The 15,125-nt window shown below is 45.6% G+C and carries 8 protein-coding genes; all 8 read right to left on the bottom strand.

Features of this window, described 5'->3' with window-relative positions; translation table 11 throughout:
* Positions 1-77: 77 nt before the first annotated feature.
* The 8 genes from ABHC48_RS04000 to ABHC48_RS03965 all read right to left on the bottom strand — a co-directional run bounded on the left by ABHC48_RS04000 (position 78) and on the right by ABHC48_RS03965 (position 15,109).
* On the bottom strand, positions 78-1,448 hold the full coding sequence (locus ABHC48_RS04000) for an MATE family efflux transporter (protein WP_330661434.1): 1,371 nt from the start codon (positions 1,446-1,448) through the stop codon (positions 78-80).
* Between the two features lie 96 nt (positions 1,449-1,544).
* Positions 1,545-5,159 (bottom strand): ATP-binding protein, encoded by a 3,615-nt coding sequence (locus ABHC48_RS03995; protein ID WP_195699202.1) that lies wholly within the window; start codon positions 5,157-5,159, stop codon positions 1,545-1,547.
* Entirely contained in the window at positions 5,156-6,697 is a 1,542-nt protein-coding gene (locus ABHC48_RS03990) for a GGDEF domain-containing protein (RefSeq protein WP_195699203.1), read from the bottom strand. The genes ABHC48_RS03995 and ABHC48_RS03990 overlap by 4 nt, the downstream gene beginning before the upstream one ends.
* Before the next feature lie 57 nt (positions 6,698-6,754).
* Positions 6,755-7,843 carry a GGDEF domain-containing protein gene (locus ABHC48_RS03985; protein ID WP_195699204.1) on the bottom strand — a complete coding sequence of 363 codons (1,089 nt, stop codon included), beginning with the start codon at positions 7,841-7,843 and terminating at the stop codon, positions 6,755-6,757.
* A gap of 340 nt (positions 7,844-8,183) precedes the next feature.
* On the bottom strand, positions 8,184-9,632 hold the full coding sequence (gene miaB, locus ABHC48_RS03980) for a tRNA (N6-isopentenyl adenosine(37)-C2)-methylthiotransferase MiaB (RefSeq protein WP_195699205.1): 1,449 nt from the start codon (positions 9,630-9,632) through the stop codon (positions 8,184-8,186).
* A gap of 482 nt (positions 9,633-10,114) precedes the next feature.
* A complete protein-coding gene (locus ABHC48_RS03975; RefSeq protein WP_118578057.1) occupies positions 10,115-10,627 on the bottom strand; it encodes a DUF6465 family protein in 513 nt (170 codons plus the stop codon).
* Between the two features lie 275 nt (positions 10,628-10,902).
* On the bottom strand, positions 10,903-12,981 hold the full coding sequence (gene recG / locus ABHC48_RS03970) for an ATP-dependent DNA helicase RecG (RefSeq protein ID WP_195699206.1): 2,079 nt from the start codon (positions 12,979-12,981) through the stop codon (positions 10,903-10,905).
* A 442-nt stretch (positions 12,982-13,423) separates the two neighbouring features.
* Complete coding sequence (locus ABHC48_RS03965) at positions 13,424-15,109, bottom strand: DAK2 domain-containing protein (RefSeq protein ID WP_118578114.1); 1,686 nt, start codon at positions 15,107-15,109, stop codon at positions 13,424-13,426.
* Positions 15,110-15,125: the final 16 nt, after the last annotated feature.

Raw genomic sequence — 15,125 nt, 5'->3', positions numbered from 1 at the left:
GCCAGGGAAGCGTTTCGCTTTCCCTGGCTCTTACCCGTTTCAGAAACATATTATAACATTTCTCTTCTTTCTTTCCATCACGCCGCTTTCCCGGTACCTTTCAGCTGTCCATGCACCGTCTGTCTCACAAACACAAAGCAGACCACCTGCAGCACAATGGTAATGAACCAGGAGGCCGGATAGGAAATAAACAAGGTGTACAGGCTTCTGTGCTGTGGGAATATCCAGAAGATCCACACAATTCTGGTACCAACCGTACCGATAATAGAAAGGATCATAGGCACACCGGAATGTCCCATTCCCCGGAGAGCGCCAGGAAAAAGATCCATGATTCCACATAAGAAATAGGGCACTGTGGTGATGGAAAGAATTTCCACACCGCATCGGATAACCTCCGGATCCTCTGTGTAAACCTTCAGGATCTCACCGCCACACATGTAAGAGCCGCATCCCAGCACAAGGGCGATCACAAAAGACAGGATTCCGCAGTCCAGCAGCACTCTGTCCATACGTTTATATTTCCCAACGCCATAATTCTGGCTGGTAAAGCTCATACAGGCCTGAGTGACCGCATTTACAGACGCATACAAAAATCCCAGAATATTATTCGCCGCCGTATAACCAGCCATGGCAGTGGAACCAAAGGAATTTACAGAAGACTGCAAAAGCGCATTGGAAATGTTAATAACCGTACTCTGCACTCCCGCCGGTATTCCCACCTGGAAAATCTGTACCAGATAAAATTTCTTCATGCACAATCTGGAAAACCGAAGCTGATAACTGCTGTCCGTCATATACAGACATCTAAGAACCAGAATACAGGAAATCAGCTGGGAAATAATGGTCGCAATGGCAACACCTGCAACACCCAGATGAAACACGATCACCAGAATCATATTCAGCACCGCGTTGGTCACACCAGCCACGACCAGGAACATCAGCGGACGCCTGGTATCCCCTACCGCACGCAGAATAGCTGCACCATAGTTATAAAGCATAAAAAACGGCATTCCCAGGAAATAAATCCTCATATACAAAGTGGACTGGTCAATCACATCCGCAGGGGTTCCCATAACCTCCAGTGCCCATCTTGAAAAAACAAGTCCTACAGCAGCCATCGCCACACCACTGACCAAGGCCAGTGTCACAGACGTATGTACCGTTTCCGACATCTCTTTTGCCTTACCTGCCGCATAGAATCTGGCAGCCAAAACATTAGCTCCCAGTGAAACACCAATAAAAAGATTGGTAAACACATTGATCAAAGCGGTAGTAGAACCAACTGCTGCTAGGGCCTGGCTGCCGGAAAACCGTCCCACCACAATAATATCCACAGCATTGAACATCAACTGCAGGATTCCGGAAACCATCAGCGGAATGGCAAAAGAAACCAGCTTGTCCATAATGGTTCCGTTACACATATCAATTTCGTACTTATTCTTACTCAACTCTATCGCTCCCTCATTCATATGCCAGCACCACCGGAAGCCCCTTCCGGTCTGCTGCCAGAGTATATAAAAAGCTCTGGCAGGTACTGGCGCACATCATCCTTTCTGTCCCCGAAGCCATTTTTCAAGGACAGAATAAATCACATTCATGTCAATAGGCTTAGTTACATAATCACTCATTCCACACTCTGCAGCCCGGCTCTCATCCTCCTGGAACACATTTGCGGTCATGGCGATCACCGGAATATTTTTCCAGTAATCGCTCTCTCCTGCACGGATATTTGCCGTAGCCTCATACCCATTCATCACCGGCATCTGAATATCCATGAAGATCAGTTCATAATAATTCTCCGGCCTGATTCCAAGAAGCTTGATCGCCTCCTGTCCATTCTCTGCCACATCCACGATCAGACCGGATTCGGACAAAAGCTCGTAAGCAATCTCCCGGTTCAGCTCATTGTCCTCCACCAGCATGATCCTGCGTCCCTTCAAAAAGCCCGGATCTTTTTTCTTCTCTTCACCAGCCTCTGCTGCCAGTAAGGCCTGATCAGCCTCCTTCTCTTCTTCCACAAGCTTCAGATCCAGCCGCACAAGAAAAGTCGTACCTTTCCCCTGAATGCTCTTTACCTCAATACTTCCACCCATCTGCGCAATGATAGACTTGGCAATAGAAAGTCCCAGTCCTGTTCCCTGGGTAGCATTTGTCATGCTGTTATCTTCGCGGGAAAAAGGCTCAAACAGCTTCTTCTGAAATTCTTCCGACATTCCGATTCCATTATCCTTCACCACAAAAAAATAGCTTGCTTTGCCCTCTGCAAAGCTATTGCCCTGGGTTACTTTTACCTGCACACATCCATGCTCAGGCGTATACTTCACTCCATTTGAAATCAAATTGATCAAAACCTGCCTGAGTCTTACCGGATCTGCCAACACATGATCGTCCCGGATTTCTTCTATATCCATATCAAAAATCTGGTGTTTGTCAACAGCTGCCTGACGGCATACTCCATCCACAATTTTCATGGTTTTGCTCAGGTACAGTGGTTCCTCATGAAGCGTCGTATCCCCACTCTCAATTTTCGACATATCCAGAACCTCATTGATCAGCTCCAGAAGGTGTCTGGAAGAATCATCGATCTTCTGAAGACAATCCAGAATACGCGCAGGATCGTTCAGATGATTCATGGCGATCTGGGTCATACCAAGTATTCCATTCATAGGAGTGCGGATGTCATGGGACATACTGCTGAGGAAAATGCTTTTTGCCTTGTTTGCCTCTTCTGCAGACTGATATGCCTCCTTCAGACTGTTCATCAGCTGTTCATTTCTGCTGTGGCTTTCCTGAACATCTGTCGCGATCACAGTCATCATGCCAGGCATAACATTTTCCTCGTCCAAGCAGATAAACTGGAACCGCACCCAGCGGTAAGCATCTTTTACCCTGATCCGGGCTTCACACTCATAGCTGCCCTCCTGCTCCAGAAATATATGGGAAAGCTCTGACAGTCTGATTTTCAGCCGTACTTTTTCCCAATCACCCGGTTCGCAGTTTGGCGCCAGATATTCTTTCAGGAAGTCTCCGTAATAACCGTCCGGAATCTTTTTATCCAGAAGTCTCTGGTTTCCGCGGTAGTATACCTTGTATTCGCCAGACATCATATCCACATACAAAATGATCAGAGAATTCCTTGCCAGTGCTCCAAGAAGCTGACGGCTCTCGTTTCCGCTTTTGTGAAGGAAATCGAGAATCGTATCTCCCTCTTCATCACTTTGCTTCCGGCTGCTGGCTTCCCAGTTTTCAATATCTGTAAACAACCTGCTTTCTTCTATTTCAGTTTGGTCTACTGCCTTTCCATATACAGAATAACAGGTACGGATGCGTCCCGCTCCCAGCAGATATCTGAGATCTGCCTGCAGTTCTTTGTCCTCTTCCAGAAGCTCCACCAGCTCCGGACAATAAACAGAACCCTTTCCCCAGGAAAACTCCTCTGCTACCTGTTCCAGCTTCTTGGCATTCTTATAGCTTCGTCCCACAAAGTCAGTGGCTGCATCCAGACAATCGCTGATATGCAGTATTTCAATAAGGAAACGCACATTTGACCTGGTATTGTCAAAATCTGCCGGATATCCTATTTTTCCATCCCAGGATTTGTGATGTCCCAGAACAGCATCCCGATATTTGCGAAGAGCCGGAATCTCCTCAACGAATTTAGCCCCTTCACAGGGATGGCTGAGAATATCATTCTTTTCTCTTTGGGTCAGCTGCCGTGACTGCTTGTTCACAATAGAGGCAAGTCCGATCATTCCAATATCCAGAAGCTGTGCGGACTGGGAAACATAGTCCAGAATGGTCTCCTGATTTTCCAGCACTTCCACCACGTTCTCATATCCAAAGGTTCCAATCAGAAGCTCCGGCCGCTTTTTCAGCACTACATTCAGGATTCGCCTGGCAATCTGCTCCACCATTGCACTGTGCATGGCAGTGCCCTCATCCCGGCTTACCATGATCTGCATAAGAACCAGGGTGTTTATTTCATCTCCGGTAATATATTTCAACACATCCCTGAGAGAACGCCATACTACATCATTTACAAAGGTATCGTTTTCTGTTCTGGACAGCCTGCGAATAGCATGCACATAATTGGATACACAAAAATCACGGAGATCTGGTGCTCCATGATATTCATCCGCATATTTCTCCAACAATTCCAGAATCGTCGGCAGATGGTTGATTGCAACCTGAAAATAGCGGCTGTCAGAAAAAGACACTCCCTCCTGGCTGTCCAGATCGTCATGCTCCATACTGTGTTCACAGAATTTCCGATAATCCTCCAGAAGCTCTGTGCAGGTTATCTTACCCTGATAGAACAGACAGGACTTATAATTACAGTATATTTCATCCAGCATTTCGTAGGGCTCCGGATTCTTCTCAAGCTCACGCTGATAATATTCTTCCAGAACCCGGGATGCTCTGGAAAGAAGCTCCGGATCAATCTCCCTCACTGTAAATCTCAGGACTGAATTTCCAAGAAGATCATAATTCAGTTCTTCGATCAGTTCATCAAAATCAAACCGCTCTCCGTCTAATTCCCGGACTTTCTCATCATTATAAAATTCCAGTGCCTCATCAATGTACTGCAAAAGCTCCCTGGACGTGTCAAAATTAAAGTTCATCAACACTACCGGAAAATTATAATAAGAAAAAAGGATTCGCTTCCTTACGTCAAAATCCTCAATCTCAAAATATCTGGAAGAAAGTGCCCGCAGTCTGTCAAAATACATGGCTCCTTTCTTTCCATCTTCATCACTGAAAGGACGGTTGTAAAAATTTCCCAGAAGGTTCAGGGTCCAGATATAAGAATCCAGATCATCACTTTTCTGAAAATATCCATCCAGAAGCTCCAGAATTTCCAGCATGGCAAGGTTATCCTCATAGCCCTCATCATCGGCCATGCGGATCTGATGCAGAAATTCTCTTGCCAGTTCCTCGTTCAGGCTCGCCTCCCCATCAAGGAAGGGGCGGATATACAAATTCAGAAGTACCTCATTCTCAATGTAAAGCCTGCGCATCATTCTAGATTTGTTCTTCAGATTTTCGATCCACGCCTCCTGGTCTTCTGCCTTCAGCAGATTCTCCTGAATCTGATCTTCCTTCTTCAGATTTTCTTTGTATTTGGTGTAAAAATGAATAATATTTTCCCGCGTGATCATTCCGCCGCACCTCTTTTGGAAATACGCTTATGATTCCGGCTCTTGCACTGATACATTCTTTGATCCGCTTCCTTTACCAGATCTTCGATTTTTCCCTTTTTCTCCTCAAATGCCACAACGCCATAGGAAAAGCTGATGTTGCGGCTTTCTCCGTTAATATCAAAATGGATCGGGCTCTTTTCCAGAATTTCGTTTAACCGTCCCTGGATCTGCTCCGGCTCCAGTGCAGACAAAATAAGGAACTCATCTCCTGCATACCGGTACAGAAGATCCTGCCTGTCCATAGCACACTTCATATTCTCTGCAAAACACACCAGATAACGGTCTCCGTTTTCATGGCCATAGCAGTCATTGATCAGCTTCAGATAATCCAGGTCAATAAATACAAGGCTGCCCTTCTTATGATTCTTCATAAAGCGCTTGCTGTTGCGGTCAAAAGCCGCACGGTTCAGACAGCCGGTAAGGGCATCCTTATCCATGGACACCTTCAGGCGTTCAATCCGAAGCTCCTCACGGGTAAGGAGACGTACCATCTGATTGTAATTCTCCTTCTCCTGCTCCAGAGACTCCAGATACATTCTCTCGAATTCCGGTATCTGTCTCCGAAGCTCTTCCCGGTCACTTCTGTATGCAGCAGTGCGCATAAACTTATAAACCGGACAGAAGCTTCCGCTGAAATTCCTGGCATTCTTAATGTAGCTGCCAATACGTATAATATCGTCCCAGCGTTCTTCCTCCGCCATTACCTGAAGGAACTCTCCGAAATAGCAGACGCAGAAGCTTAAGGTATCCCTGGCACCCTCCCCGGCTTCCATTTTCTTCATATAACTGTTGAATTCTTCCGCAATGGCCGCCTTGTCTTTTTGCTGGTAAAGACGAAGGTACAAGTCCGTAAATTCCTTCTGAAGCAGGAAAAAAGCTCTGCCATCTTCAGGAATCTCCCGTTCTGTAAGAATCGCCTGCATATCCACTGCCGCCTGCTCCGCGCCTGCAACATCTCCCATGCCCAGCTTCACGTAAACCTTGCTGTCATAATAGACCAGCTCATTTAAAGTATCCGAATTCCAGAAATCCACACTGCTGTCACAGGGATCCAGTCTGGAAATATCCATCATTTTCTCCAGATAAAAATCCGCCTCAAAAAACAGCCCACAGTCTGAAAAAGCGGCTACGATAGTGTTATAAACGGATTTCAGAGGGGATCTTAAGGTAAATCCGGAATTGGCATATTTCAGGCCATATTCCACAATCTTCGGGGGAAAACCAAGGCAGAAATAAAGTCTTACCAGGGCAAGATAAAGTCTGGATTTCTCCTTGGAACGCTCCATGTGAACTCCGGCCTCCCGGCAGATTTCGATCAGAGGATAAGCATATTCCCGAAAATTATAGGCAAAAATCCCATAACTTATATAATAGATTTCTTCTGTATAAACAGTAAAATCCGATATCTGCTTCAGCTCCTCCACACAGCGTGCCACATCCTCTTTTGTCCAGGTTCCTGTTTTTACTTTATTTTTTATTTCTTCAACTGTATACATACAAGTTTTATTCTCCTGCTTATTACTGTTGTTAATTCGACAAAAGACCCGGTGAGTTTAATAGATCACCCGGTCTCTTCCCTGTTCTTTGCCCATATAAAGTTTCGCATCCACATTTTTCAGCAAGGTGTCTATATTGGACTTGAAATCATTCTCCTCCACGCCAAACGTCATAGTAACCGGAATCCATTCTCCCCTCCAGTCAAACTGATCATTGTCCAGCTTCATGCGAAGAGTGTTGAGCATAAGGCATACTTCGTCTCCGTTCATGTCCGGGAAAAAGAAGATGAATTCTTCGCCTCCCCAGCGGCACAATTTGGCATGCTCACCCAATTCCCGGCTCATATGCTGTGTGATCCATACCAGTACCGCATCTCCGCAGTCATGTCCCCAGTGGTCATTGATCCTCTTAAAGAAATCAATATCGCCCATACCAATGGTAAACGCCATAGCAGGCTCTTTCCTGTGCTTCTCCGTAATATACTGCATCATTTGACGGCGGTTCCACAAACCTGTCAGCGGATCGGTCCCTGCCTGTTTCTTTAGCTGCTCATTATACAACACCAGCTTCTTCTCCGCAGATTCCACATTGGAGCTGAACATACTGCACGCTACAGCCATAAGCACAAACGTCACAATGGTATTTATGATCTGTAATACAACTGTAGCCGTTTCTGTCAGGGCAAAAACAGAAATATTTACCCTGCAGTACAAAAACAGACTGAATCGTACTGCAAACAGAACTACTGTATAGCTGATCTTATACACAAGAGAATTGTAGACAGCAAAATATACCAGTACCAGCATCTCAAACATCAGATGCTGAATACCGCAGTCCCATCCATAGAGAATAACAAACACAATTATCCATGCCAGCTGCAGACCGCTGCAGACAAGCACACTGGTGTGTACCTTCAGCCGGTATGTTGCATAAAAAGCAGCAACCGCCATTGCTGCGAAAATATATCCTGTCCAGACCTCTGTCTTCGGTCCCACAATGCAGAATACTAACGGAATGATCAGAAAATAAAGTCCCAGAATCAACAATATAATTCTGAGAAGGAACAATATACGCTGAGGCTCATTCTCATGAATTGCTTCTTTCCTCAACAATGCATTAAATTTCCTGCACAGCCCTTTAACCATTACAGGTGCCGCCTTTCCCACGAGTGTTCAATATAATAATATTGCACTATTTATCACAAAAATGCAACCTTTTTTGTAATTATTTATATTATTTGCGCTTTTTACTTTACGGTTCAATGGTAACGTTCTGCAAGGTGTTTTTTGTGAACAAAGTTCACAGGAAACCCGGGAATCTCAGCACGAAATCATGCGAATGCATGATTTCTGCGCATCGCAAAGCGTGTTACTGGTCACGGAGTGACAGTAGCCTTTTTGCCAAATATTGCTTTTCATTCACAGTCAGGATTACAGCATCAAAAAATCTGATATATAAATCTTTTGTAACGATTCGGCAGGTGCTTTAATCCTCCACTCTTGTTCCCATGTAATAGAAGCCTTTACAGGTATCCAGACGCACATTCACATACTTGCCAAGAAGATCCGGGGTTCCTGGAAAATGAACCAGCAGATTATACTGGGTTCTTCCTGTGAAAATACCCTTTTCCTTGCTCTCCGTTTCAACAAGAACTTCCTGAACCTCGCCCTGGAATCTGGAAGAGACTTCTCTTCCTTTCTCCTGAACCAGCTTCAGAAGGCGGTCAAAACGATCCTTCACCACATCCTCTGGAACCTGATCCTCCATCTTCGCCGCAGGAGTGCCGCTTCTCTTGGAATAGATAAAGGTAAATGCAGTATCAAAATCAGATTTCTCCACTACATCCAGAGTTTCCTGAAAATCCTCCTCAGTTTCACCCGGGAAACCTACAATAATATCTGTAGTCAGGGAAATATCCGGCACCGCTGTACGGATTTTCTCCACCAGTCCCAGATACTTCTCCTTATCATAATGCCGGTTCATGATCTTCAGGATACGGCTGCTGCCAGACTGCATAGGCAGATGCAGATGATGGCACACCTTCCTGCTCTTACTCATATATTCGATCAGCTCATCAGATAGATCCTTCGGATGAGAAGTCATAAACCGGATTCTCTTCAGCCCCTCGATCTGCTCCACCTTCTCAAGAAGCTGTGCAAAAGTCACCGGATCCTTCAAAGTCTTTCCATAAGAGTTTACATTCTGTCCCAGAAGCATAACCTCTGTAACGCCATCCGCCACCAGAGCCTCTATCTCTTTCACAATCGCCTCCGGCTCACGGCTTCTTTCACGCCCTCTTACATAAGGCACAATGCAATAACTGCAGAAATTATTACATCCAAACATAATATTCACACCGGACTTAAAAGAATAATTACGCTCTGTAGGCAACTCCTCCACGATCTTATCCGTACCCTCCCAGATATCGATCAGCTGGCTGTCACGATTCTCCATCTCATAAAACAGCTCTGCAAACTTAAAAATATTATGGGTTCCAAACACCAGATTGACAAATGGATAATTCTTCTGGATCTTATCCACAACCTGCTTCTCCTGCATCATACACCCAAACAAAGCAATCTTCATATCCGGATTAGACTTCTTCAGACTATGCAGTTTACCAAGGCGGCCATACACCTTAAGATTGGCATTCTCACGAACCGTACAGGTATTATAAATCACAACATCCGCATCCTCTGTTTCCTGTCTCTTAAAACCAATCTCATCCATAATCCCTGCGACAACCTCAGATTGCTTCTCATTCATCTGACACCCAAACGTCTGCAGACAATAAGTAATCCGCCGTCCCAGCTCCCGCTCCCTCAAAGCCACCATCTCAGCCAGCTTCGCCATATAATAATACTGACGCTCTGTATCATCCTGAGGCGGTGTAATACTCGTATCTATCTTACTGAAATCAATTTCATTAAACATACTTTATTCCTTTCATAAAAAGACCCCTTGTCAAATCAAGGGGCTACTCCTGTCTATATCTAAATATTTTATCCTATTTACCCCCTTTTGTCCAGCAATTTATTTCCCCACACTAAGCACTATCCTGCACACAACCTTTTCATTTCCCGATCCATCCTACACCTTCCCACCTATACAATTATCCTCCCCCAGGCGCTGCCTGCAGCCGCCGTCCCTTCCCAGTAACCAGTGAGAGGAAGTGGGTGCCGTCTGGGGGCATTGCCGAAATGGGGCGTCTGGCGAGCATAGCGATCTATAAAATTGCATTGTCTGAGCCCTGCAAGGGCGAGTTTGCAATTTTATAGATCACTAGGCGGCGGAGCCAGACACCCCATTTCGGCACCGCCCCCAGACGGCACCCACTTCCTCTCACGTCCCTCGAAATCAAAAAGGCTTCAGGGAACGCACTCACACACTCCCTGAAGCCATTCATATAGGGGAAATTACAGCTCTACGTAATGTCCCTCTGCTTCACCGTTTACTACATAATATGCCTTATTCTCTTCAGTCTTAACGTAAACTTTAATATCCTGGATATCTTCTTCTTTCTTTCCGGTCATCTCTGTCCAGGCCTTTTTCACATTTGCTACTACATCCTTAGTAGTGAATTCCTTGCCTGCATACTGAATAAAAATCTCCTCAGCTGCAACAGCAGCCTTCTTAGCAGTTCTTCTAACAGCAGGCTTCTTAGCCTCTGCCTTCCCAGCTGTCTTAGCCGGAGCCTTTGCAGTCTCCTTAACAGCCTCTTTCGCAGTCTCTTTAACGCTTTCAGTAGCAGCCTTAACAGTCTCTGTAGCTGCTTTCACAGTCTCAACAACAGCTGTCTTAACAGCCTCTGCCTTACTTGGCTCAGCCTTTACCTCTGCTGCAGCTGTAGCTTTAACCTCAGCCACAGTCTTAGCAGCCTTCTTGGCTGCCATTGTTTCTGCCTTTTTTGTAGTTCTCTTCGTAGCCATTATAATAGCCTCCTTGACGGTGAATATAATCTTCGTTTTCGCTTCTATGATAGAATACTACGAATCAATTTTTTTTGCAAGTTCTGATAAAATCCCCCTTGACAAACCATTTCTCTGAATTCATAGGTAAAAGTATACAAACAAAACCTGTTAATTTCAGGAAATCTTCGGGTACAAATCTTAAAATCCTGATAATTTTTGTTTTCTTGCACAGTTATTGCCAAAAAATGGATGGATTTTCTTGTTTTTTTCGTCATCTATTTCCCTGTATAACCTTACAGACCAAGGTTCTCAAGGTCATATTTCATATAAGCATTCAATCTTTCCTTCAGTTTTTCGTGCTGGGGCAGATCCAGCTCCCTGTCAAGCTCCAGAATTCCTCCTGCGGCGTCACTGGCAGCTTTCAGTACATCTGAATCCTGATAAATATCTCCGATCCGGAACTCCAGCTGTCCGCTCTGACGGATTCCAAACAGATCTCCCGGTCCCCGAAGCTTCAGATCCTCCCCTGCTATAAAAAATCCATCATTCGATTTATTCAAAATCTCCAGTCTCCTGGAGGTCTCTTCCTCTTCATTTCCCTGCATAAAAATACAGTAAGACTGATATGCCCCACGTCCAACACGCCCTCTCAGCTGATGAAGCTGCGCAAGTCCGAACCGCTCCGCATTTTCTACCATCATTACCGTAGCGTTTGGCACATTTACCCCTACTTCCACTACTGTAGTAGACACCAGCACCTGGATTTCTCCCCTTGCAAACTGTTCCATGATCCCATTCTTTTCCTTGGGCTTCATTTTTCCATGGAGCATTCCAATGGTGATGTCTGATGGGAAAATCTCTCTCAGCCGTGCTGTATAGTCCGTCACGTTTTCCCCGTCTGCCCCCTCGCTTTCTTCTACCATAGGGCAAATCACATACGCCTGGCGCCCTTCCCGCACCTGCCTTTCTATAAAGGAGTAGGCTTTCGGGCGATAAGACGTGCCAACTACACAGTTCTTAATCGGGAGACGCATGGCAGGAAGCTCATCTATAATGGAAATATCCAGATCCCCGTATACAATGATCGCAAGAGTTCTGGGGATGGGAGTGGCACTCATAACCAGCACATGCGGCGCATTTCCCCTGGTAGTCAGTGCCTCTCTTTGCTTCACGCCAAAGCGATGCTGCTCATCGGTGATCACAAGGCCAAGATTCTCGTACACCACTTTTTCCTGGATCAGGGCGTGAGTTCCAATGATCACATTTGCCTCCCCGGATGCGATTTCTCCATAGATTCTTCTTTTCTCTTTCTGGGTGGTTGAGCCAGTAAGAAGAACCGGATGGCAGGATGAAATCTCCTGTTCCTCTATCAGCTTTGTAAATGCTTCAAAATGCTGATTTGCAAGTACCTCTGTGGGCACCATCAATGCTGCCTGATAGCCATTTTCCACAGTAAGGATCATTGCCAGAAAAGCCAGAATCGTTTTTCCGCTTCCAACGTCACCCTGAACCAGCCTGGACATAAGGGTATGTCCGCAAAGATCTCTTTCGATCTCATGCCAGGCGTTTAGCTGTGCCTTTGTCAGATGATAAGGAAGACCTTCCATAACCTGTTCTGTGGTCCATACCGGCTTCATGGGAAAAGCATTGGGAGCTTCTTCTGTTTTCCCCTTTAGGATCTGTACTGCCAGAATAAACAAAAGAAATTCGTCAAACACAAGGCGTTTTCGCGCCACCAGAAGTTCCTGCATATTGCCTGGAAAATGGACAGTGGAAATGGCATAATTATCATCTGCCAGGTGATAAAATTCCTTAATCTCATCTGGGAGAAATTCTGTCTGCAGGCTCTGTTCATCCAGGATCTGATGCATCAGCTTGATTATCAGTTTGTTTGTAAGCCCTGCAGTAAGTCCGTATATGGGCTGCATGCTGTGAAGGATTTCTTCATAAGCTGCGGGTGTGAAAATCTCCGGATGCTCCATCTCCAGATGACCTTTTTTTCTGGAGATTTTGCCACGGAAAATAAAGCAGCTACCTTTTTTCAGAGTGTTTTTTAAGTAGGGGGCATTAAACCATACCACAGGAAGTTTTCCGGTGGTATCTGCCACAGTGATGGAGATCACCTGAAGATTACGGATCCTGTTTACATAGACTCCGGCAGTGACAGTTCCACGAACAGACACCACGGAGTTCTCCTTCAAAGAACCAATTTCCTCCGGTGCCTCATATGAGTCGTAATTTCTTGGATAATAATGGAGCAGATCATCTGTTGTGGTGATACCGATCTTCTGAAATAGTTTTTCCGTCTTTTCTCCTACTCCTTTTAGTTCCCGAAGAAGCTTTGCCACTGTTTTTCCTCTCTTTCTGATCATTCATCTCTGTTTCCGGGTCTTTCTTCATTTACCCGAAAAGCGTTCTCATTATTTTACAACAAAGACTGTCAATTTTCCATACTTATTTCACTTTACCCAGAGCAATATCTCCTGCTGCTAACCACTTCCAACTCAATAACAGCTTCACGGTGCGCAAAAAAACTTAATATTACCAATGAGCCTATGTTTATTATTAAAGAAGACAGGGCGGAAATCTTCCACCCTGTCTTCCATCTCTTTATCACTCGCCGCCCTGCAGCTATTCATTAGTTACTGTTCACTCCGTGACCAGTAACGCGCTTCGCGATGCACAGAAAGACGAACCTTCTTGTGACAAGCACAAGAAGTAGCGTTTGCTGCGCAAACTTAATTCTCGGGTTTTCTGTGAACTTTGTTCACAAAAAACACCTCGCGGAACGTTATCAGTGAACAGTAACATTCATTACTCAACAGAAATAATGTAATAATAAATCGGCTGTCCGCCCATATTTACCTCTACTTCGCAGTCCGGATATGCTTCCTCCAGCTCTGCGGCAAGGCTCTCGGCATCCTCTTCTGTGGTCTCAGCACCGTAGTAAATGCTGATCACCTCAGAATCCTCGTCTACCATAGCTGCCACCATCTCTTTGGCAACATTCTCACGTCCCTTGCCTACTGCAAGAATTCCGTGATCACCGATTCCCATAATATCGCCCTCGTGGATTTCTTTCTCATCCAGTCTGGTGTCGCGGACTGCGTATGTTACCTGTCCGGTCTTCACCATGGATACAGCCTCCATCATGGCTTCCAGATTCTCTTCTCCGTTCATTTCCGGCTGGAAGCTAATCAGAGCTGTGATTCCCTGCGGAATCGTCTTGGTAGGAACTACCACGATCTCTTTGTCCTCGGTAAGGTCTCTCGCCTGGTTTGCAGCAAGTACAATATTCTTATTATTCGGGAAAATATAAATAGTATCTGCATTTACTTCAGCGATGGCATTTAGCATGTCCTCTGTACTTGGGTTCATGGTCTGACCGCCCTCGATGATATAATCTACATTCAGCTCTTTAAACAGGGTGGAGAGTCCTTCTCCGACGGAAACACTGATAAATCCGTATTTCTTATGCTCTTTGGCGGCTTTCGCAGCAGCTTCCTTCTTCTCCTGTTCTTCCTGCTCCCGTGCAAGCTTCTCGGCATCCTTGATCAGCTTCTCCTGGTGTTCCTCACGCATGTTATCAATCTTCATGCGGGAAAGTGCACCGTAGGTAAGCGCTTTCTCGAATGCCTGGCCAGGATGATTGGTGTGTACATGTACCTTCACGATTTCATCATCTGCTACCAGTACAATGGAATCACCAATTGATGTAAGGAACTCCTTGAAGCTGTGAAGCTCCTCGTCCGGAAGAGGCTTGTTCAAAAGAATGATGAACTCCGTGCAATATCCAAATTTGATATCTGCTTCTGCCTGCTGGGAAATCCTGGTCACTGCCGGACCGGAAGATACTTTCTCAAATGCAGAATAGTCGATTTCTTTTCCAAGATAACCATCAAATGCACCACGGAAAACTTCCAGAAGTCCCTGTCCGCCTGAGTCTACTACACCTGCTTCTTTCAGGACAGGAAGCATTTCCGGTGTGCGGGCAAGTGTCTTCTCAGCATGCTCGAAAATGGCACGGAAGAAAAGCTCCAGATTCGCAGATTCCTCTGCAATCTCAGCAGCCTTTACTGCAGCCTCACGTGCTACTGTAAGAATGGTACCTTCCTTCGGCTTCATAACCGCTTTGTATGCAGTCTCTACAGCCTTCTCCATAGCAGCTGCGATCACAACTGCATCCATTTCTTTATGTCCCTTGGTTCCCTTGGTAAAGCCTCTGAGAAGCTGGGAAAGAATAACGCCTGAGTTACCTCTGGCTCCACGCAGGGAACCGGACGAAATAGCCTTGGCGAGTGTCTCCATATCAGGATCTGTAAGACTGCTTACCTCTGATGCAGCTGACATAATAGTCATTGTCATATTCGTACCGGTATCTCCATCCGGAACCGGGAATACATTCAGCTCGTTGATCCATTCTTTCTTCGCTTCCAGGTTCTTGGCTCCTGCCAGAAACATTCTGGAAAGTATCTTGGCATCTATGGTCTGTCTATCCACCACAAGTTTCCTCCTC

The sequence above is a fragment of the Ruminococcus sp. 1001136sp1 genome (genome assembly GCF_039841815.1).
In the GTDB taxonomy this organism is placed as follows: domain Bacteria; phylum Bacillota; class Clostridia; order Lachnospirales; family Lachnospiraceae; genus Blautia_A; species Blautia_A faecis.
This window is presented reverse-complemented; position numbering and strand designations above follow the sequence as displayed.

What these genes read in the sequence shown, in the direction of transcription:
- ABHC48_RS03995 (WP_195699202.1), bottom strand. Translation starts at nt 5,159, where the DNA reads ATGATCACGCGGGAAAATATTATTCATTTTTACACCAAATACAAAGAA.
- ABHC48_RS03990 (WP_195699203.1), bottom strand. Translation starts at nt 6,697, where the DNA reads ATGTATACAGTTGAAGAAATAAAAAATAAAGTAAAAACAGGAACCTGG.
- ABHC48_RS03985 (WP_195699204.1), bottom strand. Translation starts at nt 7,843, where the DNA reads ATGGTTAAAGGGCTGTGCAGGAAATTTAATGCATTGTTGAGGAAAGAA.
- miaB (WP_195699205.1), bottom strand. Translation starts at nt 9,632, where the DNA reads ATGTTTAATGAAATTGATTTCAGTAAGATAGATACGAGTATTACACCG.
- ABHC48_RS03975 (WP_118578057.1), bottom strand. Translation starts at nt 10,627, where the DNA reads ATGGCTACGAAGAGAACTACAAAAAAGGCAGAAACAATGGCAGCCAAG.
- recG (WP_195699206.1), bottom strand. Translation starts at nt 12,981, where the DNA reads ATGATCAGAAAGAGAGGAAAAACAGTGGCAAAGCTTCTTCGGGAACTA.